22 protein-coding genes are annotated in these 23,542 nt (G+C 71.8%); 6 read left to right on the forward strand and 16 right to left on the reverse strand.

Features of this window, described 5'->3' with window-relative positions; genetic code table 11:
- Positions 1 to 86: 86 nt before the first annotated feature.
- From infB to rimP, 4 genes are all read right to left on the reverse strand, one after another.
- Positions 87 to 3,227, reverse strand: coding sequence for a translation initiation factor IF-2 (infB, locus tag ACGFZS_RS30245; RefSeq protein WP_393797747.1), 3,141 nt, complete (start codon positions 3,225 to 3,227; stop codon positions 87 to 89).
- Between the two features lie 154 nt (positions 3,228 to 3,381).
- Positions 3,382 to 3,651 carry a YlxR family protein gene (locus ACGFZS_RS30250; RefSeq protein ID WP_359216149.1) on the reverse strand — a complete coding sequence of 90 codons (270 nt, stop codon included), beginning with the start codon at positions 3,649 to 3,651 and terminating at the stop codon, positions 3,382 to 3,384.
- Positions 3,652 to 3,798: 147 nt separating this feature from the next.
- Positions 3,799 to 4,785 (reverse strand): transcription termination factor NusA, encoded by a 987-nt coding sequence (nusA, locus tag ACGFZS_RS30255; protein WP_355720742.1) that lies wholly within the window; start codon positions 4,783 to 4,785, stop codon positions 3,799 to 3,801.
- 2 nt (positions 4,786 to 4,787) lie between these two features.
- The gene (gene rimP, locus ACGFZS_RS30260) at positions 4,788 to 5,297 is read right to left on the reverse strand and encodes a ribosome maturation factor RimP (RefSeq protein ID WP_355720745.1); all 510 of its coding nucleotides are present in this window, start codon (positions 5,295 to 5,297) and stop codon (positions 4,788 to 4,790) included.
- A 246-nt stretch (positions 5,298 to 5,543) separates the two neighbouring features.
- Here rimP and ACGFZS_RS30265 point away from each other — a divergent pair, with 246 nt between their 5' ends.
- Genes ACGFZS_RS30265 through ACGFZS_RS30275 form a run of 3 tightly spaced genes read left to right on the forward strand, consistent with a single transcriptional unit; the run spans position 5,544 to position 7,563 of the window.
- Positions 5,544 to 6,089 (forward strand): hypothetical protein, encoded by a 546-nt coding sequence (locus ACGFZS_RS30265; protein WP_393797748.1) that lies wholly within the window; start codon positions 5,544 to 5,546, stop codon positions 6,087 to 6,089.
- A complete protein-coding gene (locus ACGFZS_RS30270; RefSeq protein ID WP_393797749.1) occupies positions 6,086 to 6,610 on the forward strand; it encodes a ferritin-like domain-containing protein in 525 nt (174 codons plus the stop codon). The genes ACGFZS_RS30265 and ACGFZS_RS30270 overlap by 4 nt, the downstream gene beginning before the upstream one ends.
- Positions 6,611 to 6,669: 59 nt before the next feature.
- Positions 6,670 to 7,563: an aminoglycoside phosphotransferase family protein gene (locus tag ACGFZS_RS30275; protein ID WP_393797750.1), complete on the forward strand. Its 894-nt coding sequence runs from the start codon at positions 6,670 to 6,672 to the stop codon at positions 7,561 to 7,563.
- 87 nt (positions 7,564 to 7,650) lie between these two features.
- Here the strand turns inward: ACGFZS_RS30275 and ACGFZS_RS30280 are convergent, their stop codons facing one another.
- The 4 genes from ACGFZS_RS30280 to ACGFZS_RS30295 are packed head-to-tail and all read right to left on the reverse strand — an operon-like array spanning position 7,651 to position 10,610.
- Positions 7,651 to 7,851, reverse strand: coding sequence for a ferredoxin (locus tag ACGFZS_RS30280; protein WP_355720756.1), 201 nt, complete (start codon positions 7,849 to 7,851; stop codon positions 7,651 to 7,653).
- Position 7,852: 1 nt separating this feature from the next.
- Positions 7,853 to 9,070 (reverse strand): NADH-ubiquinone oxidoreductase-F iron-sulfur binding region domain-containing protein, encoded by a 1,218-nt coding sequence (locus ACGFZS_RS30285; protein WP_393797751.1) that lies wholly within the window; start codon positions 9,068 to 9,070, stop codon positions 7,853 to 7,855.
- Positions 9,070 to 9,645: a ferric reductase-like transmembrane domain-containing protein gene (locus tag ACGFZS_RS30290; protein ID WP_365691335.1), complete on the reverse strand. Its 576-nt coding sequence runs from the start codon at positions 9,643 to 9,645 to the stop codon at positions 9,070 to 9,072. The genes ACGFZS_RS30285 and ACGFZS_RS30290 overlap by 1 nt, the downstream gene beginning before the upstream one ends.
- Positions 9,642 to 10,610 carry an FAD:protein FMN transferase gene (locus ACGFZS_RS30295; RefSeq protein ID WP_393797752.1) on the reverse strand — a complete coding sequence of 323 codons (969 nt, stop codon included), beginning with the start codon at positions 10,608 to 10,610 and terminating at the stop codon, positions 9,642 to 9,644. The genes ACGFZS_RS30290 and ACGFZS_RS30295 overlap by 4 nt, the downstream gene beginning before the upstream one ends.
- Before the next feature lie 21 nt (positions 10,611 to 10,631).
- On the opposite strand from ACGFZS_RS30295, the gene ACGFZS_RS30300 reads away from it, so the two are divergent.
- Positions 10,632 to 11,051: a hypothetical protein gene (locus tag ACGFZS_RS30300; protein ID WP_393797753.1), complete on the forward strand. Its 420-nt coding sequence runs from the start codon at positions 10,632 to 10,634 to the stop codon at positions 11,049 to 11,051.
- A 96-nt stretch (positions 11,052 to 11,147) separates the two neighbouring features.
- Here the strand turns inward: ACGFZS_RS30300 and ACGFZS_RS30305 are convergent, their stop codons facing one another.
- From ACGFZS_RS30305 to dxr, 6 genes are all read right to left on the reverse strand, one after another.
- Positions 11,148 to 12,854, reverse strand: a complete 1,707-nt coding sequence (locus tag ACGFZS_RS30305; RefSeq protein WP_393797754.1) for a proline--tRNA ligase — start codon at positions 12,852 to 12,854, stop codon at positions 11,148 to 11,150.
- A gap of 88 nt (positions 12,855 to 12,942) precedes the next feature.
- Positions 12,943 to 13,473, reverse strand: coding sequence for a GNAT family N-acetyltransferase (locus tag ACGFZS_RS30310; protein ID WP_359216120.1), 531 nt, complete (start codon positions 13,471 to 13,473; stop codon positions 12,943 to 12,945).
- Positions 13,474 to 13,607: 134 nt separating this feature from the next.
- Positions 13,608 to 14,456, reverse strand: coding sequence for a GNAT family N-acetyltransferase (locus ACGFZS_RS30315; RefSeq protein WP_393797755.1), 849 nt, complete (start codon positions 14,454 to 14,456; stop codon positions 13,608 to 13,610).
- A 314-nt stretch (positions 14,457 to 14,770) separates the two neighbouring features.
- Complete coding sequence (gene ispG, locus ACGFZS_RS30320; protein WP_351747546.1) at positions 14,771 to 15,928, reverse strand: flavodoxin-dependent (E)-4-hydroxy-3-methylbut-2-enyl-diphosphate synthase; 1,158 nt, start codon at positions 15,926 to 15,928, stop codon at positions 14,771 to 14,773.
- 170 nt (positions 15,929 to 16,098) lie between these two features.
- A complete protein-coding gene (locus ACGFZS_RS30325) occupies positions 16,099 to 17,391 on the reverse strand; it encodes a M50 family metallopeptidase (RefSeq protein WP_393798026.1) in 1,293 nt (430 codons plus the stop codon).
- A gap of 8 nt (positions 17,392 to 17,399) precedes the next feature.
- Positions 17,400 to 18,680, reverse strand: a complete 1,281-nt coding sequence (gene dxr, locus ACGFZS_RS30330; RefSeq protein ID WP_393797756.1) for a 1-deoxy-D-xylulose-5-phosphate reductoisomerase — start codon at positions 18,678 to 18,680, stop codon at positions 17,400 to 17,402.
- 184 nt (positions 18,681 to 18,864) lie between these two features.
- Here dxr and ACGFZS_RS30335 point away from each other — a divergent pair, with 184 nt between their 5' ends.
- Positions 18,865 to 19,323, forward strand: coding sequence for a lamin tail domain-containing protein (locus ACGFZS_RS30335; RefSeq protein WP_393797757.1), 459 nt, complete (start codon positions 18,865 to 18,867; stop codon positions 19,321 to 19,323).
- 4 nt (positions 19,324 to 19,327) lie between these two features.
- Here the strand turns inward: ACGFZS_RS30335 and ACGFZS_RS30340 are convergent, their stop codons facing one another.
- Entirely contained in the window at positions 19,328 to 21,280 is a 1,953-nt protein-coding gene (locus ACGFZS_RS30340; protein WP_365691321.1) for an acyl-CoA dehydrogenase family protein, read from the reverse strand.
- A gap of 146 nt (positions 21,281 to 21,426) precedes the next feature.
- Positions 21,427 to 22,236 carry an endo-1,4-beta-glucanase gene (locus tag ACGFZS_RS30345; protein ID WP_393797758.1) on the reverse strand — a complete coding sequence of 270 codons (810 nt, stop codon included), beginning with the start codon at positions 22,234 to 22,236 and terminating at the stop codon, positions 21,427 to 21,429.
- A 232-nt stretch (positions 22,237 to 22,468) separates the two neighbouring features.
- On the opposite strand from ACGFZS_RS30345, the gene ACGFZS_RS30350 reads away from it, so the two are divergent.
- Positions 22,469 to 23,482 (forward strand): LacI family DNA-binding transcriptional regulator, encoded by a 1,014-nt coding sequence (locus ACGFZS_RS30350; protein WP_393797759.1) that lies wholly within the window; start codon positions 22,469 to 22,471, stop codon positions 23,480 to 23,482.
- The last annotated feature ends 60 nt before the right edge of the window (positions 23,483 to 23,542 follow it).

A 23,542-nucleotide genomic window follows, 5' to 3' on the forward strand; every position in this document is an offset into this window, starting at 1 on the left:
GCAGGTCCCGGGGCGGCGCCCCGGACCCAGGGAAAAGTGCCGGCCGACGGAAGCGGACTCCCGTCGGCCGGCACCAACCGTGGGTGTTACACCCGCGGCTTCTCGCGCATCTCGTACGTCGCGATGACGTCGTCGATCTTGATGTCGTTGAAGTTTCCGAGGTTGATACCGCCCTCGTAGCCTTCGCGGATCTCGGTGACGTCGTCCTTGAAGCGGCGCAGGCCCTCGATGTTGAGGTTCTCCGCGATGACCTTGCCGTCGCGGACGAGGCGGGCCTTCGTGTTGCGCTTGACCTCGCCCGAGCGGATGAGGACACCGGCGATGTTGCCCAGCTTGGACGACTTGAAGACCTCGCGGATCTCCGCCGTACCGAGCTCGACCTCCTCGTACTCCGGCTTCAGCATGCCCTTCAGGGCCGCCTCGATCTCCTCGATCGCCTGGTAGATGACCGAGTAGTACCGGACGTCCACACCCTCGCGCTCGGCCATCTGCGCCGCGCGGCCGGCCGCGCGGACGTTGAAGCCGATCACGATGGCGTCGGAGCCCATCGCCAGGTCGATGTCGGACTCCGTGACCGCACCGACGCCGCGGTGCAGGACGCGGATGTCGACCTCTTCGCCGACGTCCAGCTGGAGCAGGGAGGACTCGAGGGCCTCGACGGAACCGGAAGCGTCACCCTTGATGATGAGGTTGAGCTGCTGGATCTCGCCGGCCTTGAGCACCTTGTCCAGGTCCTCCAGGGACACGCGACGCGTGCGCTTCGCGAAGGCCGCGTTGCGCTCGCGCGCCGCACGCTTCTCCGCGATCTGGCGGGCCGTACGGTCCTCCTCGACCACGAGGAAGTTGTCGCCGGCGCCCGGGACGTTGGTGAGACCCAGGACCTGCACCGGCGTGGAGGGGCCGGCCTCGGCGACGTTGTTGCCGTTGTCGTCGAGCATGGCGCGGACGCGACCGTAGGCGTCGCCCACGACCATCGTGTCGCCGACCCGCAGGGTGCCTCGCTGGACGAGGACCGTCGCCACGGCACCGCGGCCGCGGTCGAGACGGGACTCGATGGAGATGCCCTGCGCGTCCTGGTGCGGGTTGGCCCGCAGGTCGAGCGAGGCGTCCGCGGTGAGGACCACGGCCTCCAGCAGCGAGTCGATGTGCAGACCCTGCTTGGCGGAGATGTCGACGAACATGGTGTCGCCGCCGTACTCCTCGGCCACCAGGCCGTACTCGGTCAGCTGACCGCGCACCTTGGTCGGGTCGGCGCCCTCGACGTCGATCTTGTTGACCGCGACGACGATCGGGACGTCGGCCGCCTTGGCGTGGTTGAGCGCCTCGACCGTCTGCGGCATGACGCCGTCGTTGGCCGCGACGACCAGGATCGCGATGTCCGTCGACCGGGCACCACGGGCACGCATGGCGGTGAACGCCTCGTGACCCGGGGTGTCGATGAAGGTGATCGCGCGGTCCTCGTCGTTGACCTGGGTCGAGACCTGGTAGGCACCGATGTGCTGGGTGATGCCGCCGGCCTCGCCCGCGATGACGTTCGTCTTGCGGATGGCGTCGAGCAGTCGGGTCTTACCGTGGTCGACGTGACCCATGACGGTGACGACCGGCGGACGGACCACCAGGTCGTCCTCGTCGCCCTCGTCCTCGCCGAACTCGATGTCGAAGGACTCGAGCAGCTCGCGGTCCTCCTCCTCGGGGCTGACGATCTGAACCTCGTAGTTCATCTCGCCCGCGAGGAGCTGCAGCGTCTCGTCGGAGACGGACTGCGTGGCCGTGACCATCTCGCCGAGGTTCATCATGACCGCGACGAGCGACGCCGGGTTGGCGTTGATCTTCTCCGCGAAGTCGGTGAGCGACGCGCCGCGGGAGAGACGGATGGTCTCGCCGTTGCCGCGCGGCAGCATCACGCCGCCGACGCTCGGGGCCTGCATGGCCTCGTACTCCTGGCGACGCTGCCGCTTCGACTTGCGACCGCGACGCGCCGGACCGCCGGGACGGCCGAAGGCGCCCTGCGTGCCACCACGGCCGCCGGGACCGCCGGGACGACCGCCAAAGCCGGGACGACCGCCGCCGCCACCGCCACCGGGACCGCCGCCGAAGCCGCCGCCACCGCCACCGGGGCCACCGCCGCCGGGACGGCCGGCGAAGCCGCCGCCACCACCGGGACGGGCACCGCCGCCACCGCCGCCGGGACGGCCGGCGAAGCCGCCGCCACCACCGGGACGGGCACCGCCGCCACCGCCGGGACGACCCGCACCGCCGGGACCGCGACCGCCGCCACCGGGGCCGGGACGCGGGCCGGCAGCGGGACGCTGCGGCATCATGCCGGGGTTCGGACGCGGACCCGCGGAGCCGCCGCCGGGACGCGGACCGCCCTGCGGACGGGGCATGCCGGACGGGCTCGGACGGGAGCCGCCGGGAGCCTGCGGACGCGGACCGCCGCCCTGGGCGCCGGGCGCCTGCGGACGGGGACCGCCACCGGGGGCACCGGGGCCACCCGGGCGCGGACCGCCCTGCGGGCGCGGGGCCTGCGGACGGGCCATGCCGGTGGAGCCACCGGACGTGAAGGGGTTGTTACCGGGACGCGGACCGGCCGGACGGGCACCGCCCGGACGCTGGCCCTGGCCACCGGGGCGCGGCGCACCCTGACCCGGACGGGCCTGGCCCTGACCGGGGGCGGGACGACCGCCGGGACGCGGAGCACCCTGGCCCTGACCCTGACCCTGGCCCTGACGCGGACCGGAACCGGGACGCTGGCCCTGTGCGGCGGCCGGGCTCGGTGCCGCGGCGGCCGGAGGGGCCGGCGGAGCGGTGAACTCGGGCGCGGCCGGAGCCGGGCGCGGGGCGGGCTTGGGACCCGGGCGCGGGCCGGAGGCGGCCGGCGCGGGGGTGACCGGCGCGGGGGTGACCGGAGCCGGAGCCGCCGGAGCCGGAGCCGCGGGCGCGGCCGGGGGCTGCGGGGCGGCCGGACGCGGTGCACCCGGCTTCGGGGCACCCGGACGGGCCGACTGCGCCGGAGAGGGCGCGCCGGGCTTGGGGGCAGCCTTGCGCGGGGCAGGCTTGCCGCTGCCGCCGCCCTGGAGGGCGTCGGTCAGCTTGCGTACAACGGGCGCCTCGATCGTCGAGGACGCCGAACGGACGAATTCACCGAGTTCCTGGAGCTTGGCCATGACGACCTTGCTCTCAACCCCGAACTCCTTGGCGAGTTCGTATACCCGGACCTTAGCCACTTCGCTCCTTTTAGGTCCGGGTGTGTCCGGACCGTCGCTACTTCATGGGCGTACTCATCGCGTGCTCATCGAGTGCTCATCGCAATCTCGACCTACTTCCAACTCGCGGGGTACCAGAGCCGCACGGACGTTCCGGACGACGCTTCTTACGGTGTTACTGCTCGACGTACCGGCGCAACGCCTTTACGTCGAGCGGGCCCGGGACGCGGAGCGCCCTCGGGAGTGCCCGGCGGCGTACCGCCTGGTCCAGACAGACCTGGGCGGGGTGTACATATGCACCCCGGCCGGGCAGCGTACCGCGAGGATCGGGGACGCATTCGTCCTCGACCACCACGATCCGCAGCAGTTCGGTCTTGGCCGCTCGCTGCCTGCACCCCACACAGGTGCGCTCAGGGCATGCGCGGGCACGCGTCCGGCCAGACACCGCTAAGTCTACCTCCCCGTACCGACCTCACCCCTTCGGGGCAAAGATCGAACGGCCGTTGTCGTAATCCCAGCCACCTGCGGCTGGGAACTATTCCCCCCGTCCGGGTGAACCCCGGACCGGGGTGGGCGTCACCCGCCCGATGATCTACTCGGACACCTGTTCGGTATCCGGGCGGATGTCGATCCGCCAGCCGGTGAGCCGGGCGGCGAGCCGGGCGTTCTGTCCCTCTTTGCCGATCGCCAGCGACAGCTGGTAGTCCGGCACGGTCACCCGGGCCGACCGGGACGCCAGGTCCACGACCTCGACCTTGGAGACCCGGGCCGGGGACAGCGCGTTCGCCACCATCTCGGCCGGGTCGTCCGACCAGTCGACGATGTCGATCTTCTCGCCGTTCAGCTCGCCCATCACGTTGCGGACCCGGCCGCCCATCGGGCCGATACAGGCGCCCTTGGCGTTCAGGCCCGAACGGGTGGAGCGGACCGCGATCTTCGTCCGGTGACCGGCCTCGCGGGCGATGGCGGCGATCTCGACGGACCCGTCGGCGATCTCCGGCACCTCCAGCGCGAAGAGCTTCTTCACCAGGTTCGGGTGCGTACGGGAGAGCGTGACGGAGGGACCGCGGACGCCCTTCGCCACCCGGACGACGTACGACCGCAGCCGCAGACCGTGCTGGTACGTCTCGCCGGGCACCTGCTCCTGCACCGGCAGGATGGCCTCCAGCTTGCCGATGTCCACGAGCACGTTCTTCGGGTCGCGGCCCTGCTGGACCACACCGGTGACGATGTCGCCCTCGCGGCCGGCGTACTCGCCGAGCGTGGCGTCGTCCTCGGCGTCGCGCAGTCGCTGCAGGATCACCTGCTTGGCGGTGGTGGCGGCGATCCGCCCGAAGCCCGACGGGGTGTCGTCGAACTCGCGCGCCTCCTGCCCCTCCTCCAGGTCCTCGGGATCCTCCTTCGCCCACACGGTCACGTGCCCGGTGTTCCGGTCGAGCACCACGCGCGCGTGGCGGCGGCTTCCCTCGGTGCGGTGGTAGGCGATGAGGAGGGCCGACTCGATCGCCTCGACCAGCAGGTCGAAGGAGATCTCCTTCTCCCGCACCAAGCCCCGCAGGGCGCTCATGTCGATGTCCACGGCTACGCCTCCTCCTCTTCCTTCATGTCCTTCTTGTCCTTGCGGTTGAACTCGACCTGCACCCGCGCCCGGTCGATCTCGGCGAAGCCGAGTCTGCGGGCGGTGGCCTTGCGGCCCTTGACTCCGGGCACCTCCAGATCGAGGCCCTCGTCGTCGACGTCCAGAATCCTGGCGACCAGCTCGCCGCCCTCGGCCAGCTGGAACCTCACCAGGCGGTCCACGGCACGCGCATAGTGCCGGTGCTCGCTCAGGAGGCGCTCCGCGCCGGGGGTGCCGACCTCGAGGGTGTACTCCCCCTGGCCCATCGCGTCCGTCTCGTCGAGCTTCGCCGAGAGCTCACGGCTCACATCGGCGATCTGGTCCAGATCCGCCCCGGTGTCGGAGTCGACGACCACACGCAGCACCCGCTTGCGTCCGACGGAGTCCACGGCGATCTCTTCGAGATCCAGTCCCTGGGAGACGACGAGCGGTTCCAGGAGCTCTCGCAGCCTCTCGCTCTGGGTGGTGCTCATCCGGGTGACTCCTCGGCCGCGTGTGCTGTTGTGGGATGGGTCGCGCGTCTGGTCAAAGGGTATCGGGTCGCAGGGTGTGTTGCCGTCCACATGTGCCGCCGGCGGCGGGGCCGGAGCGCCCCGGAGCCCGGGCGTCCGCGGTGCGTCGAGCCGGTGACGCGGGTCGACGGGATGCGCGGGTAACGTGATCACGGCGGGCCGCCCTCCCGCCCGTGTGTTCGTACGAGCCCCCCGAGGACGTCTGCCGTGTCGTTCCCCCCGCCCTCGCGTACCCCCTGGGGAGTACGCAGAAGGAGCCTGATCGTTTCGGCGGCCTCGGCCGCCGTGCTGGCGGGCTGCTCCACCGACTCCGGCTCCGCGAGCGGCGCCGGCAGCCCGTCGCTCTCCGCGCGGGCACGCGCGCGTGCGGCCCGGGACAGCGAGGGGCTGCTCCGGAGCTACGACGCCGTCCTCGCCGCCCATCCGACGCTCGCGGAGCGGCTGCGACCGCTGCGGGCGGAGGTCGCGGCGCACGCGGCCGCGTTCCGGGAGGGCGCGGCGAAGGAAAAGGCAGCCGGTGGGAGTACGGCGAGCGCGGGGACCACGGCGACGGGTTCGCCGTCGGCCTCCGCGCCGGAGGTGCCCGCCGACGAGAAGTCCGCGCTCGCCTCGCTGGCCACCGCCGAGCGGAGCCTCGCCGACCAGCGGGCCAAGGCGCTGCTGGAGGTGCCGGGCGAGCTGGCGCGGCTGCTGGCCGGGGTGGCGGCGGCCGGTGCCGGGCACGCGTACCTGCTGACGAAGGGGGACCAGTGAGCGACCAGGCCAAGACCGGCGAGCTGACGGCGGTGCAGGCCGCGCTGTCGGCGGAGCACGCGGCGGTGTACGGGTACGGCGTCGTCGGCGGCCGGATCGGCGCGGGGCGGCTGGCCGAGGCGCGTTCGGCGTACGACGCGCACCGGGCCGGCCGGGACGCGCTCGCCCGTGCGGTGCGGGACCTGGGCGGTGAGCCCGTCGCCGCGAGCGCGGCGTACGCGCTGCCGTTCGCCGTGACGGACTCGGCGACGGCTGTCCGGCTCGCCGCCGAGTTGGAGGACCGGGTGGCCGACGTGTACTCCGACCTGGTCCGGGCGTCCACGGGCGCGCGGCGCGGGTCGGCGGCCGGGTCGCTGCGGGAGGCGGCGGTGCGGGCGGTGCGCTGGCGCGGGGAGAGCGTAGCCTTCCCTGGGCTCGCCGAGCGGGGCGCGCCGCTGGGCGAGGCCGGTGGTTCCGCCTCGCCGTCGGCGTCGGCTGAGGCTTCGGCTTCGGCTTCGGCTTCGGCTTCGGCGACTCCCTAGGGCGGAGCCTGGAGCACGGCTCAAGACAGGACTGGAAGCAGGAAGGGAACGACTCGCGTATGGCTTTCGAACCGCCGCGGCGCCTGGTGAGGGCGCTCGGTGAGACGGCGCCGGACGGTGACGAGTGGCTGGAGAAGCTGCCGGGTGCGGCGGAACAGGCCGTCGCGCTACGCGAGTTGACCGTGGAACGGGTCCAGGTCCCGGGCGGGCGCAGCAGCCTCGTCCTGCTGGTACGGCGGGCGGACGGGACCCCGGCCGTGCTGAAACTGGCGCCCGGACGGGCCCGGCCGGAGAGCGAGGCGGCCGCGCTGGCCCACTGGGGCGGACTCGGTGCGGTGCAGTTGCTGGAGGCCGACGGGGCCGCGGGGGTGCTGCTCCTGGAGCGGCTGCATCCGGAGGTGTCGGTGCGGTCGCTGCCCGAGGCGAAGGCGCTGCTGGAGGCGGCGGGGACGCTGCGGCGGCTGTGGGTGGAACCGCCGGCGGATCATCCCTTCGAGACCGTGGCCGGGCGCACCGGGCGGCAGGCGGCGGTGCTGCGGGCCACGGCCGACCCGGAGGTGGTGCCGCTGGTCGACGCGGCGCTCACGGCCCGGGAGGAGCTGCTGGCCGCGCCGCCGGAGCGGCGGCTGCTGCACGGCACGTTCCGGCAGAGCAAGGTGCTGGCCGGGGAGCGGATGCCGTGGCTGGCGGTGGGGCCGGATCCGGTGGTCGGGGAGTGCGCGTTCGATCTGGCGCGGCTGGTGCGGGACCGGGTGGAGGATCTGATCGCCTCGCCGTCGGGGGCGTCGATCACCCGGCGGCGGATCAAGCGGCTCGCGGAGTCGCTGGAGGTGGATCAGGAGCGGTTGCGGGGGTGGACGCTGTTCCGGGCGGTGGAGTCGGGGGTGCGGGCGCGGAGGGTTGGGCGGCCGGGGGATGCGGAGCTGTTGCTTGAATTCGCCGGGTGGGTTTGACGGATTTTGGGTGCGGGTTCGGTGGGGGCTGGTCGCGCCCACGCGGCGGTAGCCGCATATCGAATACAGCCTCGCGCCCCCAGGTAATTACTCTCCCCTCAGTTTGAGAGCCAGGACCGGACAGTCAGCCGCTGCTCTGCGGGCTCGCTTCCTTGTTCGGGGTGGGATGGGGCGGCCGTCGACCAGTGGGTAGCCCCATTCGTCCAGGGTGATGTGCTCGGGGAGGAGTTCGGCGCAGAGGCCGTGGCCCTGGCAGGAGGTCCAGTCGATGTCGATGTGCTGGTCCATGTCAGATCTCTTCGGTGGGTACGGGCAGCAGGGGGGTGCGGTCGGTCGCGGTGCAGAAGCCGCTGGCGTGGGCGTCGAGTTCCGTGGTGAAGGTGGTGAGGGCGCTGCGGACGAGGCGGATCGTGCCGTCGGGGTGGTGGCAGGCGCCTCGGCCCGCCACCAGGCCCGCCCAGCGGGAGATGTCGGTGCGGGCGGTGCCCTGGGGACCGGGGGTCGCGAGGGTCTGGAAGGCCGCGGCCATGCGCGGGAGGCCGTTGAGGCAGGGGCCGCACTGGCCCGCCGACTGCAGGGCCAGGTAGCGCAGGACGCGGGCGGTTTCGGCCAGGCCGCAGCGGTCGGTGGGGAGCGCGGCCAGGACGCCGGCGCCCAGGTGGGCGGCGGAGAGCGGGACCTGTGCCGCCTCCGCGGCCGGGATCCAGGTGCCGTGGTAGCCGCCGATCAGGGCCGCGGAGGCACCCTCCAGCGGGAGCAGGCGGCCCACCGGCATGCCGAACGGGGCCTCGACGACGCGGACTTCACGGCCGGGGACGTGCAGGGTGCACAGGACGCTGCCGGGTTCGCCGGGGGTGCCCGCCGTGCGGAACCACTCCGCGCCGTAGCGGGCGATCAGGGCCAGGTGGGCCAGGGTCTCGACGTTCTGGACGAGGGTGGGGGCGCGGCGCACCCCGCGTTCGCGGACCGGTGGGGTCGGGTGGGCGGGGCGGGCCGCGCCGCCGGACAGGTACTGGACCAGGGCCGAGGCCTGGCCGGAGAGGAAACGGGCGGGCAGCCGTACGACCTGGACGCGGACCGGGTCGCGGCGCTGGGCGAGGGCCGACTCCAGGTAGGAGGCGCCGTCCTCGACGGCGAGGTACGCCTCCGCCGCGCCGGTCGCCTCGGCGGCCAGCTGGAGTCCGTCCAGCACCAGGTGGGGTGAGAGCCGGAGCAGGGTCTTGTCCTTGTGGCTGGCCGGCTCGCTCTCCGCGCCGTTCGCGACGACGACCGGCGCGCGCTCGGTGCGGCGGGCCGCGTCGGCGACCGCGACGAACTTCCGGTACGCCGGGAAGCCCGCCCCGCCGCGTCCGGTGAGGCCGGATTCGGCGAGGGTGCGCAGCAGGGCGGCCGGGTCGCCGTGCGCGAGCGGGCCGTAGCGCTGCTCGTGGGTGGCGAGGTCGGCCGGGGTGCCGCCGGGGGCGAGCAGCCGTGGGGACATGTAGACATCCGTGAAGAGCGTGGTCATCAGTGGGCCCCTTCGGTGTGCAGGAGGGCGGCGGGGGTCCGGCGGGCGGCCCGGACGGCGTGCGCGGTGCGCAGCGCGAAGGCGGTGATCACCGTCGCCACGCAGGCCACGGTCAGCCAGGTCATCCAGTCGGTGCCGGCGTCCGTGCCGATGCCGATGCCGTGGACGAGGGCGACCGGCCAGGAGGCGTACGCCAGCCAGTGCACGGCCCGCCAGGCGCGGTGGCCCAGGCGGTCCCGGAGCAGGCTGGTGACCAGGACCGCGAGCATCAGGTCGAAGGCGACCGTGCCGAGGCCGAGCCAGAGCGGCTGGTAGTCGGAGACGAAGGGGACGAGGGCGTCGAGGGGGCTGATGCTGACGTAGCCGTCGACGACCGCCGTGGTGATGTGCAGGGCCAGGAAGGCGGTGGCGGAGAGGGAGAGCGTGCGGTGCAGGCTCATGGTGCCGAAGCGCGGCAGGCCGGGGAGGCGGCCGCGGAGCCGGACGGCGATGCCGAGCAGTACGACCACGGTGAAGAGGACCAGGCAGACGGCGCCGGTGGCCCGGTTGGCGTACCAGAGGGTCTCGGAGGTCATGCCGCCGCCTCCAGCGCCGGGGCGGAGACGGGCCAGCCCGGTGTGGTGAGGACGGTGCCCCGGTGGGTGACCAGCCGGGCGGGCAGGCCCAGGCGGGTCAGCCAGCGTTCCGCGCCCGCACCCTTGACCAGGGCGGCCGTGGTCGCCGCGTTGGCGTCGGCGCAGCTCGCGGCGGCCACCGAGACCGTACGCCACGGGGAGCGGACCGGCAGGCCGGTGCGCGGGTCGACGATGTGGTGCAGGTCGTGGCCGCCGCGCTGCCAGCGGCGGGCGGTGGTACCGGAGGTGGCGAGGCCCCCCGAGCGCAGGCCGACGGTGTCGTACGACCCCTGCGCGGGCTGTTCGTCGACCGGTCCGGTGATGTCCTGGACGCGGATCTGCCAGCCGCCCGCCGGGGGTTCGCCCGCGACGGCCGTGTCGCCGCCGAGGCTCACCAGCACCCCGCAGCCGGCGGTCCGCGCCAGCGTCCGCGCCGCCCGGTCGGCGGCCCAGGCCTTGGCGGTGGCGCCCAGGTCGAGGCGGACGCCCTCGGGGACGGTGACCGTGCCCGTCTCCTCGTCCAGGGTGACCCGGCGCCAGCCCGGGGCGCGGCGCACGCGCAGGGAGACCGGGCGGTCGTCCTCGCGGACGAGGGTGAAGTCGCGGTCGTAGCCGATCGCCTCCATCGCCGAGCCGACGGTCGGGTCCACCGCGCCGTCCGTGGCCTCGGCCGCCCGCAGGGCGACCGCGAGGGCCTCGGCGAGCAGCGGGCTGACCCGCACCGGGCGGCCGTGGGTGGTGTCGAGAGCGGCCAGTTCGGAGTCGCCGCGGAACCGGCTGCAGGCCGCGTCCACCTCGGCGAGCTGCCGGGCGAGCAGCAGGTTGCAGGAGTCCAGCAGGGCCGGGTCGGTGACGACCAGGCGGACGGTGGTGCCGAGGGCACGCCACTCGGCGGCGGCCGTCGTCCGGAGAGCGCGGGCGGTCATGACGCCCCCGAGGTGGAGTCGGTGGAGCCACTGCCGGAGGTGAGACCGTCGGAGGAGGACTGGAGGTCCGAGGACGACGAGGAAGTAGACGAAGACGAAGAAGAAGACGACGAGGACGACGAGGACGACGACGAAGAAGATGAGGTCGAGGAACTGTCCTTGCTGGAGCCGGAGTTGCTGTCGGCGGTGCTGCTGCTCGTCGTCGTGGCGCTGCCGCTGCTCGCCGTCGTCTCGGCGTCCGACTGCATCGTGCCGACCAGGGCGAACACCCCGGCCGACGCGGCGAGTGTGATCGCCGCCGCCAGGGCCGCCGTACGCCTGGTTCCCCTGCGGACGGCCGCGGCCGCCCCCCGCTGCTCTCTCTCGGTCATGACCGATCCCCTCCTGCGTGACTGTCTGTCACGCATTACGTTCGGGTATCGGCCTGAGAGAAGTCTGTGAGGTGCCCATACGGATCGGAAGAACCGTCTGAGAGGTTCCTGAAAAGACGCGAGGGCCGCCGGTGGTCACCGGCGGCCCTCACTAAGGGAGTTGGGTTCAGTGGGCGGTCAGGCGGGCGATCGCCTCGTCGACCGTCAGCTCCTCGCGCTCGCCCGTCTTGCGGTCCTTGAGCTCCAGGACGCCCTCGGCGGAGCGGCGGCCAGCGACCAGGATCTGCGGGACGCCGATGAGTTCGGCGTCGGTGAACTTCACGCCCGGGGAGACCCCGGCGCGGTCGTCGACCAGGACGCGCAGGCCGGCCGCGCGCAGCTTCTCGGAGACGTCCAGGGCGAGTTCGGTCTGCAGGGCCTTGCCCGCGGCGACCACGTGCACGTCGGCCGGGGCGACCTCGCGGGACCAGACCAGGCCGTGCTCGTCGGCGGTCTGCTCGGCGAGGGCGGCGACGGCGCGGGAGACGCCGATGCCGTAGGAGCCCATGGTGACGCGGACCGGCTTGCCGTTCTGGCCGAGGACGTCGAGCTTGAGCGCGTCGGCGTACTTGCGGCCGAGCTGGAAGATGTGACCGATCTCGATGGCGCGGTCCAGCTTGAGGCCGGTGCCGCACTTCGGGCAGGGGTCGCCTTCCAGGACGACGACGACATCGACGTACTCGTCGACGGTGAAGTCCCGGTCCGCCACCACGTTCTTGGCGTGCGTGCCCGCCTTGTTGGCGCCGGTGATCCAGGAGGTGCCGGGGGCCACGCGCGGGTCGGCGAGGTACTTCACCTTCTCGCCGAGGCCCTGCGGGCCGACGTAGCCGCGGACCAGGTCGGGGCGGCCGGCGAAGTCGGTCTCGGTGACCAGCTCGACGGTGGCCGGGGCGAAGTGCTCCTCGACCTTGCCCATGTCGACCTCGCGGTCGCCCGGGACGCCGACGGCCACGATCTCCCCGTCGACCTTCACCAGGAGGTTCTTCAGGGTCTCGGAGGCCTGGACGCCGAGGTGGGCGGCGAGGGTCTCGATGGTCGGGGTGTCCGGGGTGGGGATCTCCTCCAGCGCGGGCACGTCGGTGGCGTCGACCGGCTTCAGCGTGTACGCGATCGCCTCGGTGTTCGCCGCGAAGTCGCAGTTCGGGCAGTCGGCGAAGGTGTCCTCACCGGCCTCGGCGGGGGCCAGGAACTCCTCCGACTTCGAGCCGCCCATGGCGCCGGCGGTGGCCGCGACGATGCGGTAGTCGAGGCCGAGGCGCTCGAAGATGCGCTGGTAGGCCTGGCGGTGCAGGGCGTAGGACCGGGCGAGGCCGTCGTCGTCCAGGTCGAAGGAGTAGGAGTCCTTCATCAGGAACTCACGGCCGCGCAGGATGCCGGCGCGCGGGCGGGCCTCGTCCCGGTACTTGCTCTGGATCTGGTAGAGGATGACCGGCAGGTCCTTGTACGAGGACGCCTGGTCCTTCACCAGGAGGGTGAAGATCTCCTCGTGGGTGGGGCCGAGGAGGTAGTCGCCGCCCTTGCGGTCCTGGAGGCGGAACAGTTCGGCGCCGTACTCGTCCCAGCGGCCGGTCGCCTCGTAGGGCTCGCGGGGCAGCAGGGCCGGGAGCAGCACCTCCTGGGCGCCGATCGCGTCCATCTCCTCGCGGACGACGCGCTCGATGTTGGAGAGCACCTTCAGGCCGAGCGGCAGCCAGGACCAGATGCCGGCGGCCGTGCGGCGGACGTAGCCGGCGCGGACGAGGAGCTTGTGGCTGAGGACCTCGGCGTCCGCCGGGTCGTCACGCAGCGTCTTCGCCATCAACTGGGACATGCGTTGGACCGGTGCGTTCGCCATGGTTCTTGTACTCCTGCCGGGAAACGTTGATGGCTAGGAGGTTAGCCGGGCTTGCTGTGCCGGTGGAAATCCGTTAACGGCGATCGGCTCAGCGGCGGCGCAGCGGAAGCGGGGCGCCCATCACGGCGTACGGCTTCGGGGCGCTCGGGAAGTGGACCTGACGGGCCAGGTCGGTGTAGCCGAGGGAGTGGTAGAGGCCGCGGGCCGGGCTGTCGGTGTCGATCGCGGAGAGGATCGAGCGGGGCTCGGCGGCGCCGTCGGTGATCTGGGTGATCAGCCGGCGGCCGACGCCGCGGTTCTGGTGGCGGGGGTGGACGTGCAGCTCGGTGATGACGAAGGAGTCGTCGAGCCAGTGGGCGTTGCCCTGGGCGCGGAGGTAGGGCTCCACGACGGTGGACCACCAGTGCGTGCGGCTGTTCGGCATGCCGTAGACGAAGCCGACGAGCAGCCCTTCCGCGGTGGCGCCGAGGGCTCTGGCCCCGGGGTACTGCATGTGGCGGAGGACGATCTGGCGGCGGACGGCCACCTCGTCGGGGCCGAGGCCGAAGGCGATCGCCTGGACTGCGAGGGCCTCGTCGACGCGGGAGGGAAGGTCCAGGGGGCCGATCACGAGGTCCATGCGGGGAGCGTACAGGGGGTGGAGCGGTGTCGTCCGGGCGCGCGTGGGTTGTGGCTGGTCGCGCTCACGCGGCGGTAGCCGCATGTCGAATACCGCCCCGCGCCCCCGGCGGGGCGCGGGGCCTGGACGTCGGTCTAGAACAGCACGCTCATGAACGCGCCGACCTCCTGGAAGCCGACGCGCAGATACGTCCTTCTCGCGGCCGTGTTGAAGTCGTTGACGTAGAGGCTGACCACCGGGGCCACGTCGGCGAGGGCGTAGCGCAGGACCGCCGCCATGCCGGGGGCCGCCAGGCCCCGGCCCCGGTACTCGGGGGCCACCCAGACGCCCTGGATCTGGCAGGCCTCGGCCGTCGCCGCGCCGATCTCCGCCTTGAAGACGACCTTGCCGTCCTCGTCGAGCCGGGCGAACGAGCGGCCGGAGCCGACCAGTTCGGCGACCCGCGCCTGGTAGAGGAGGCCGCCGTCGCCGGCCATCGGGGAGACGCCCACCTCTTCGGTGAACATCGCCACGCACGCCGGCATGATCGCCTCCATCTCGTCCTTGCGGATGCGGCGGACGTACGGATCCGGGGCGATGTCGGCGGGCATGCGGTCGGTGACCATCAGGGGCTGGTGGCCGCGGACCTCGCGGGCCGGGCCCCAGTGCGGTTCCAGGAGGCGCCAGAGCTGGGCGGTGGCCTCGGAGGGGCCGACGATGGAGGAGCAGCGGCGGCCGGCCCGGCGGGCGCGGTCGGCGAAGGCGCGGACGGCGCGCGGGGTGGCGCAGATCGGGACGAGGTTGGCGCCGGCGTAGCAGAGGGACGTGAGCATGCCGTCCTCGTACCAGCCCCACATCTCGCCGCCGAGGCGCCAGGGGTCGAGGCCGGCCACCTGCACGCGCGAGGTCACGAAGGCGTTCGTGACCGGCTCGCGGTCGAGTACGGCGAGCGCGGCGTCCAGGTCACTCGGTTCGAGCACCCGTGAGGTGGTCTGCGTCAACACGTGCGGGGCCTCACGCTGAGGGGTTCTGCTGATCTCCGCACTGTACCTGCGGAAGCTTGGCAGTGCCGCCCCGTGTCCGTGAAGTGGCCGCCGGCCGCGGTTCCGCCCCTGGGGGCTGCCGCCCCCAGCCCCCCGCACCGGCCTCGTCCGTCTGCTTATTCAGCCCCTCCGGCGTTTGAGGGGCGGGGTCCAGGGGCGGGGTCCAGGGGCGGGGTCCAGGGGCGGAGCCCCTGGCGGGGTCGAAGGGGCGGCGCCCCTTCAGGACGGGACGGGTAGGGGCGGCGGGGGCGAGAAAATCCCGCCCGAGGACGGTCTCAGCCCGCCACCGACACCGACGGCTCGCCCGACTCCGTACCCTCCGCCTCCATCTGCTCGGCCAGCTTCATGGCCTCCTCGATGAGGGTCTCGACGATCTTCGACTCGGGGACCGTCTTGATGACCTCGCCCTTGACGAAGATCTGGCCCTTGCCGTTGCCGGAGGCGACGCCGAGGTCGGCCTCGCGGGCCTCGCCCGGGCCGTTGACGACGCAGCCCATGACGGCGACGCGGAGGGGGACCTCCATGCCGGTGAGGCCGGCGGTGACCTCTTCGGCGAGCTTGTAGACGTCGACCTGGGCACGGCCGCAGGACGGGCAGGAGACGATCTCCAGGCCGCGCTGCTTGAGGTTGAGGGACTCCAGGATCTGGTTGCCGACCTTGACCTCCTCGACCGGAGGAGCGCTCAACGACACCCGGATCGTGTCGCCGATGCCCTGGGAGAGGAGGGCGCCGAAGGCGACGGCGGACTTGATCGTGCCCTGGAAGGCCGGGCCCGCCTCGGTGACGCCGAGGTGGAGGGGGTAGTCGCACTGGGCGGCCAGCTGGCGGTAGGCCTCGATCATGACGACCGGGTCGTTGTGCTTGACCGAGATCTTGATGTCCCGGAAGTCGTGCTCCTCGAAGAGGGACGCCTCCCACAGGGCGGACTCGACCAGGGCCTCGGGGGTCGCCTTGCCGTACTTCTGGAGCAGTCGGCGGTCCAGGGAACCGGCGTTCACGCCGATGCGGATCGGGGTGCCGTGGTCCTTGGCGGCCGCCGCGATCTCCTTGACCTTGTCGTCGAACTGCTTGATGTTGCCGGGGTTGACGCGGACGGCGGCGCAGCCGGCCTCGATCGCGGCGAAGACGTACTTCGGCTGGAAGTGGATGTCCGCGATCACCGGGAGCTGGGACTTGCGGGCGATGGTCGCGAGGGCGTCCGCGTCGTCCTGGGTCGGGCAGGCCACCCGGACGATCTGGCAGCCGGAGGCCGTCAGCTCGGCGATCTGCTGGAGGGTGGCGCCGATGTCGGACGTACGGGTCGTGGTCATCGACTGGACCGAGACCGGGGCGTCTCCGCCGACCGCCACGGAGCCGACCTGGATCTGCCGGCTCTTCCGGCGCTCGGCGAGCTTGGTCGGAACGGACGGCATGCCGAGAGAAATCGCAGTCATCTGCTGTGCAACCCCAAGTCGTGGATCTAGGTCCAGGTCCCGCCCGAGACGGGTTCCAGGCTTCGAGATTACGGCACCGGGCCGGGCACGGGCACATCCCCCATCCGTAAACCCACTCAATGGGAGCGGCCCGGAACAGAGCGTTCCGGGCCGCTTCGAACATCGTGTGGCTAGGAGATTTTCACCGGGTTAACCACGTCGGCGATCAGGACGAGGATCGTGAAGCAGATGAAGACTCCGGCCACCACATAGGCCACCGGCATCAGCTTCGCCACGTCGAACGGGCCGGGGTCCGGGCGGCGCAGTACCCGGGCGAGGTTGCGGCGCAGGGACTCCCAGAGGGCGCCCGCGATGTGGCCGCCGTCCAGCGGCAGCAGCGGGAGCATGTTGAAGAGGAAGAGGGACAGGTTGAAGCCCGCCACCAGCATCAACGCCATGGCGAGCTGCTGGGTGGGCGGGATGTCGAGGGTGAAGATCTCGCCGCCGACGCGGGCCGCGCCGACCACGCCCATCGGGGAGTCCGGCTGGCGGGGGGCGCCGTCGAAGGCCGCGTCCCACAGGGCCGGGATCTTGCCGGGCAGGCCCGCGATGGAGTCGACGGCCTCGCCGAGGCGGTCGCCCATCCAGGTCACCGACTGGCCGAAGTCCTGGCGGACGATGCCGGTGGCGGCGCTGAAGCCGAGGAAGCCGGCGGTGACGTACTGGCCCTGGACGATCTGGCCGCTGGAGTCCTTCTTGGCGACCTGGTTGGTGGCGATCTTCGCGTGCAGGGTGACGTCCTGGCCCTTGCGGTCGACGACGATCGCGACGTCCTTGCCGGGGGTGGCGCGGATCAGGTCGGAGAGCTGGTTCCAGCTGGTGGTCCGGACGCCGTCGAAGGAGAGGATCTTGTCGCCCGCCTTGAGGCCCGCGGCGGCGGCCGGGGCGGCCGCGTCGGTCTTCTTGCAGGTGTCGCGGTTCTGGCTCTGCGCGATCACGCACTGGGAGACCGAGCTGACCGTGGTGGTCTGCTGGCTGATGCCGAAGCCCATCAGGACGGTGAGGAAGAGGGCGACGGCGAGGACCAGGTTCATGAAGGGGCCCGCGAACATCACGATCACGCGCTTCCAGGGGGCGCGCGTGTAGAAGAGCCGGCTCTCGTCGCCGGGCTGGAGCTCCTCGAAGGCGGCCGAGCGGGCGTCCTCGATCATGCTGCGCCAGGGCGAGGTGGAGCGGGCGGTGACCCGGCCGTCCGCGCCGGGCGGGAACATGCCGATCATGCGGATGTAGCCGCCGGCCGGGATGGCCTTGATGCCGTACTCCGTGTCGCCCTTGCGCCGCGACCAGATGGTCGGGCCGAAGCCGACCATGTACTGCGGGACGCGGATGCCGAAGAGCTTGGCGGTGGAGAGGTGGCCCAGTTCGTGCCAGGCGATCGAGACCAGCAGGCCGATCACGAAGACGACTATGCCGAGGATCATCATCAGGGCTGTCATGCACGCGCCTCCGCGGTCGCCTTCTGTGCTGTCAGTTCCCGGGCCCGGGCCCGTGCCCAGGTCTCCGCTTCGAGTACGTCCGGCACGGTGAGCGAAGTTCCCGTACGAGGGGTGCCGTGTTCCTCGACCACCCGGATCACGGTCTCCATGATCCCGTTGAAGGGAAGCAGACCGGTCCGGAAGGCCTCGACGCACTCCTCGTTGGCCGCATTGAACACCGCCGGAGCGGTGCCCGCGAGCTCTCCGACGTGCCGGGCGAGGTTCACGGAGGGGAAGGCCTCGTTGTCCAGCGGGAAGAACTCCCAGGTGGAGGCCTTGCTCCAGTCGAAGGCGGGCGCCGCGTCCGGGACCCGTTCGGGCCAGCCGAGACCGATGGCGATCGGCCCACGCATGTCGGGGGGCGTCGCCTGCGCGATCGTGGATCCGTCCGTGAACTCGACCATCGAGTGGACATACGACTGCGGGTGCACGACCACCTCAATGCGGTCGAAGGGAATGTCGTAGAGGAGGTGCGCCTCGATGACTTCCAGCCCCTTGTTGACCAGGGTGGCCGAGTTGATCGTGATGACCGGCCCCATCGCCCAGGTGGGGTGGGCGAGCGCCTCCTCGACGGTCACCCGGGCCAGGTCGGCCTTGGTGCGGCCGCGGAACGGCCCGCCCGACGCGGTGACGACCAGCTTCCGCACGTCGGCGCGCGTCCCGCTCGCCAGCGACTGGAAGAGGGCCGCGTGCTCGGAGTCCACCGGGATGATCTGGCCGGGCTTGGCCAGCGCCTTGACCAGCGGGCCGCCGACGATCAGCGACTCCTTGTTGGCGAGCGCGAGGGTGCGGCCCGCCGCCAGGGCGGCGAGGGTCGGGGCGAGGCCGATGGAGCCGGTGATGCCGTTGAGTACGGTGTGACATTCCACCGAACCGGCGCCGGCGACCTGCGTCGCCGCGTCGGGTCCGGCGAGGATCTCGGGGAGCGGCTCACCGGGGCCGTAGAGCCCCGCCAGGGCCTCGCGCAGGGCCGGTACGACGTCCTCGCGGGCGACCGCGACGGTCCGTACCCGCAGCCGGTGCGCCTGCTCGGCGAGGAGGGCGACCCGGCTGCCGTTGGCGGACAGGGCGGTGACCCGGAAGCGGTCGGGGTGGCGCAGGACGAGGTCGATGGCCTGGGTGCCGATGGATCCGGTGGAGCCGAGGATCACCACGTCCTTCGGGCCGTCGCCCGCGAGCGGGTCGTAGACGAGGTGGGGGTCGGCGAGGGGTGCCGGACGGGCGGGACTGTCGGTCATCCCCCCATTGTTGCCGCAACCGGCGGCCCGGCGGACAGCGCGTCCCTCACGCGGGTGCCTTATCAGCTCTTGGCGCCGTATGGAGCGGAATTCCCTTTGTGAGGTTCAGGTGAAGATCGTGTGATAACACTTCTGTCGAGCCGTCGGATGAACGGCTCGATCCGGATCCAGGGGGGATCTCTCCATGCGTACTGTGCGCATACGCGCCGCCGTGCCCGCGCTCGCGGGGGCCGCGCTGCTCACCGGCACCCTGCTCAGCACCCCGGCCCAGGCGGCCGGCGGTGTGACCGTCTACCACGTCTGGTTCGACAGCCCGGGCAGCGACGACCGCTCCAACGCGAGCCTCAACGCCGAGTGGGTGCAGATCAAGAACACGAGCGGCTCGGCCGTCTCGCTCAAGGGCTGGGTCCTGAAGGACGTCTCCAACCACCGGTACGTGTTCAAGGACGTGAAGATCGGCGCCCACAAGACGATGAAGGTGCACACCGGCCGGGGCACGGACACCGCGTCGAACAAGTTCCAGAACCGCCGTGCCTACGTGTGGAACAACACCAGCGACACGGCGACGCTGACCAAGGCGAGTGGCACCAAGGTCGACTCCTGCTCCTGGACGACGCGGGATCCGAGCGAAACGTACTGCTGAATCGCTACTTCAGGGGACGGCGGACGTTCTCCCGGGTGGCCGGACCGGGCGTCGCGTCGGCGATCCACGGGCCCTCGCCCGACGGGTCGACGACGCCCCGCTCCAGCCACTCGAAGGAGCCGCCGAGCACACCCTTGACGACCTTGCGGTCCAGGTCGTCGGTGTTGGACCAGAGGCGGGTGAACAGCTCGTCGACGCGGATGCGGGCCTGCCGGCAGAACGCGTCGGCGAGCTGGTAGGCCTCGCGTCCGTGGTCGCCCTGGCGGCGCAGCAGTTCGGCGCGGACACAGGCCGCGCTCATCGCGAACAGCTCGGCGCCGATGTCCACGATCCGGCCGAGGAAGCCCTGCTTGGTCTCCATCCGGCCCTGCCAGCGGGACATGGCGTAGAAGGTGGAGCGGGCCAGCTTGCGGGAGTGGCGTTCCACGTAGCGCAGATGCGGGGAGAGGTCCACGCCGTGCTTGAAGTCGCCGTACGACGTGGGGAGCTGGCCCGGGCCCGCGACCAGCTTCGGCAGCCACTTGGCGTAGAAGACGCCCGCGTTCGCGCCCGCCTTCGCCTTGTCCTGGAGGGACTTGTCGGGGTCGATGAGGTCGCCGGCGACGGAGAGGTGGGCGTCGACGGCCTCGCGCGCGATCAGCAGGTGCATGATCTCCGTGGAGCCCTCGAAGATCCGGTTGATGCGCAGGTCGCGCAGGATCTGCTCGGCGGGGACCGCGCGTTCGCCGCGCGCCGCCAGGGACTCCGCCGTCTCGAAGCCCCGGCCGCCGCGGATCTGGACCAGCTCGTCGGCCATCAGGCAGCCCATCTCGGAGCCGTAGAGCTTGGCGAGGGCGGCCTCGATCCGGATGTCGTTGCGGTTCTCGTCGGCCATCTGGGAGGACAGGTCGACGACCGCCTCCAGCGCGAAGGTGGTGGCCGCGATGAAGCTGATCTTGGAGCCGACCGCCTCGTGCAGCGCGACCGGCTTGCCCCACTGCTCACGGACCGCCGACCACTCCCGGGCGATCTTCAGGCACCACTTGCCGGCGCCCACGCACATCGCGGGCAGCGAGAGCCGGCCGGTGTTGAGGGTGGTGAGCGCGATCTTGAGGCCCGCGCCCTCGGGGCCGATGCGGTTCGCGGCCGGGACCCGGACCCGGTGGAAGCGGGTGACGCCGTTCTCGATGCCGCGCAGGCCCATGAAGGCGTTGCGGTTCTCGACCGTGATGCCCTCGGAGTCCGCCTCGACCACGAAGGCCGTGATGCCCCCCTTGCCGTCCTTGCCGTCCTTGCCGTCCTCGGACTTCGGGACCCGGGCCATGACCACGAGCAGGTCGGCGACCACGCCGTTGGTGGTCCACAGCTTCACGCCGTCGAGGACGTAGTCGTCCCCGTCGCGTACGGCGGTGGTGGCGAGGCGCGCCGGGTCCGAGCCGACGTCCGGCTCGGTGAGCAGGAACGCCGAGATGTCGGTGCGGGCGCAGCGGGGCAGGAAGGCGTCCTTCTGCTCCTGGGTGCCGAAGATCTTCAGCGGCTGCGGGACGCCGATCGACTGGTGGGCGGAGAGCAGCGCGCCGACCGCCGGGTTGGCCGAGCCGACCAGAGCGAGGGCCTTGTTGTAGTAGACCTGGGTGAGGCCGAGGCCGCCGTACTTGGTGTCGATCTTCATGCCGAGGGCGCCGATCTCCTTGAGACCGGCCACGACCTCGTCCGGGATGCGCGCCTCGCGCTCGATGAGCGCCGAGTCGATCTTCGTCTCGCAGAACTCGCGCAGCCGGCCGAGGAACTCCTCGCCGCGCTGTACGTCCTCGTCCGCCGGGAGCGGATGAGGGTGGATGAGGTCGAGCCGGAAGCGCCCGAGGAACAGTTCCTTGGCGAAACTGGGCTTGCGCCAGTCCTGTTCCCGGGCGGCCTCCGCCACCTGGCGGGCCTCCCGCTCGGTGACGGTGGGTTTCTTGGTGGTGGGGGCGGACATTGAGGCTCACCTCGCCGCGAAAGGGGACGTTGACGACCGTTCGTTACCGACCAGTGCTACTGGATCGTTGGTACCCGAAACGGGCCGCCCCCACCAGTCCTCGCGGTCCGATCGGAGGACGGACCGGCCATCGCGACCGGGACCGCTCAGCCGATGCCGACGGAGTAGGACGTGGTGTCGAGCCGCCCCGAGCCCTTGAAGACCTCGCTGCCGGACTCGATGCCGGAGACGTACTTGTCGTCGCTCAGCAGCTTGCGGCGGACCAGGGCCTGGGTGAAGTCGTCCAGGTTCAGCGTGGCGCCGGTGGTGTTGGCGCGGCGGACGAAGGAGTAGACCTTCCAGCCGATGTCGCCCTGGTAGAGGTCCCACATCGCGCCGCCGAGGCTGACGCTGCCGTACTTGGTGCCCAGGGGTCCGGCGCCGCCCTGGCGGTTGAGCCAGATCATGATCTCGTCGGTGGGCTGGTCCTGCCAGTCCGCGGTGCTCTTGCCGTGCAGCCACAGGTCGTAGGCCACGTTCATGGTGCCGGGGTTCGAGCTGAGGGTGAAGTTCCACTTGGCGGTGACCTTCTTGCGGTCGCCGACCCGCAGCGGCAGCCCGGTGGTCGCCTTGTCGACCTTCCAGCCCCAGTGCCAGCCGAGGACCGTGCCGGCGTACGACTTCACGTCCGAGTCGGTGCCCTTGCTGTTGTTCGCCCAGCTGTACGACGTCCCCCAGGAGATCGTGGAGCCCGACCGGGAGTTGTCCCAGACGCACTGGCTGCCGGTGCCCTTGTCCTGGCCCCAGAGGTTGTTGTTGACGTAGTACTTGCCGAGCGTGACGGTGTCGAAGGCGGTGCACTTCTTGCTCGACTCGCCGGCCTGCGCCACGCCGACGCCCGCGGCGGCCGCGAGCGCGACCGCCGCCGAGAGGAGCGTCTTCGCCTTCTTCGACAGGCGTGGTCTGCGGTGTTGCATCAGGGGGTCCTTCCGGGGGACGGTTCGGGTACGACCCGTCTGACGGCCGTACGACCTGTTTGTGGCCGCCGCCCTCCCGAAAGGTTGCCGAGAGCGGCCCGTGAATTGGGTGTCGAAGCGCTTCGACAGCCTATGGACACCCACCCCCACTGAAGCTACTGTCGATACACCCTCACTCGCCCTTGTCAGCAATGCGCACTGTCGAAGCGCTTCACAAAGCTTGGAGAGCTGGATGGTCACCCTCGCCGAGGTCGCCCAGCACGCCGGAGTCTCGGCGAGCACGGTGAGCTATGTCCTCAGCGGCAAGCGGTCCATCTCCACCACCACCCGGCAGCGGGTCGAGCAGAGCATCCGGGAGCTGGGCTACCACCCGAACGCGGGCGCCCGCGCCCTGGCCAGCAGCCGGTCGAACATCATCGCGCTGATGATCCCGCTGCGTACGGACATGTACGTGCCGGTGATGATGGAGATCGCGATCGCGGTGGCCACCACGGCCCGCATCCACGGCTACGACGTCCTGCTGCTCACGGGCGAGGAGGGCCCGGACGCGGTCCGCCGGGTCACCGGCAGCGGACTGGCCGACGCCATGATCCTGATGGACGTGGAACTGGAGGACGAGCGGCTGCCGCTGCTGCGCCAGACCGACCAGCCCTCCGTGCTCATCGGGCTGCCCGCCTCCACCTCCGGGCTGACCTGCGTCGATCTCGACTTCGGGGCGACCGGCGCGCTCTGTGTGGAGCACCTGGCGAAGCTCGGTCACCGTGACATCGCTGTCATCGGCGAGGCTCCCGCGGTCTACGAGCGGCACACCGGCTTCGCCGAGCGCACCCTCGACGGACTGCGGTCCCGGGCCCGGGAGTTGGGCCTTCGGGTACTGCACCGGCCGTGCGAGGGCGGGTACGACGCGATGGCCGCCACCCTGGCCCGGGTCTTCGACGAGCGCCCGGGCACCACGGGCTTCGTCGTCCAGAACGAGTCCGCGGTGGAGCCGCTGCTCGCGCTGCTGCGCCAGCAGGGCCGGGCCGTGCCCGAGGACGTGTCGGTGGTGGCGATCTGCCCGGACCAGGTCGCCGTCCAGGCCTCGGTGCGGCTGACCTCGGTCGCCATCCCCGCCCAGGAGATGGGCCGGTACGCCGTGGAGCACCTGGTCGCCAAGCTGGACGGCCGGGGCAGTGACGAAGTCGTCCTGATCACACCCGAGTTGACGGTACGGGCGAGCACGGGACCGGCGCCGGCCGGCTCCTGAACCGTTCCCCTTCCGGCTCGGCCGCAGTGCCCTGCCCTGCCGGGGCGCCCCCTGCCCCGG

The sequence above is a fragment of the Streptomyces sp. NPDC048288 genome (genome assembly GCF_043201555.1).
Lineage (GTDB): Bacteria > Actinomycetota > Actinomycetes > Streptomycetales > Streptomycetaceae > Streptomyces.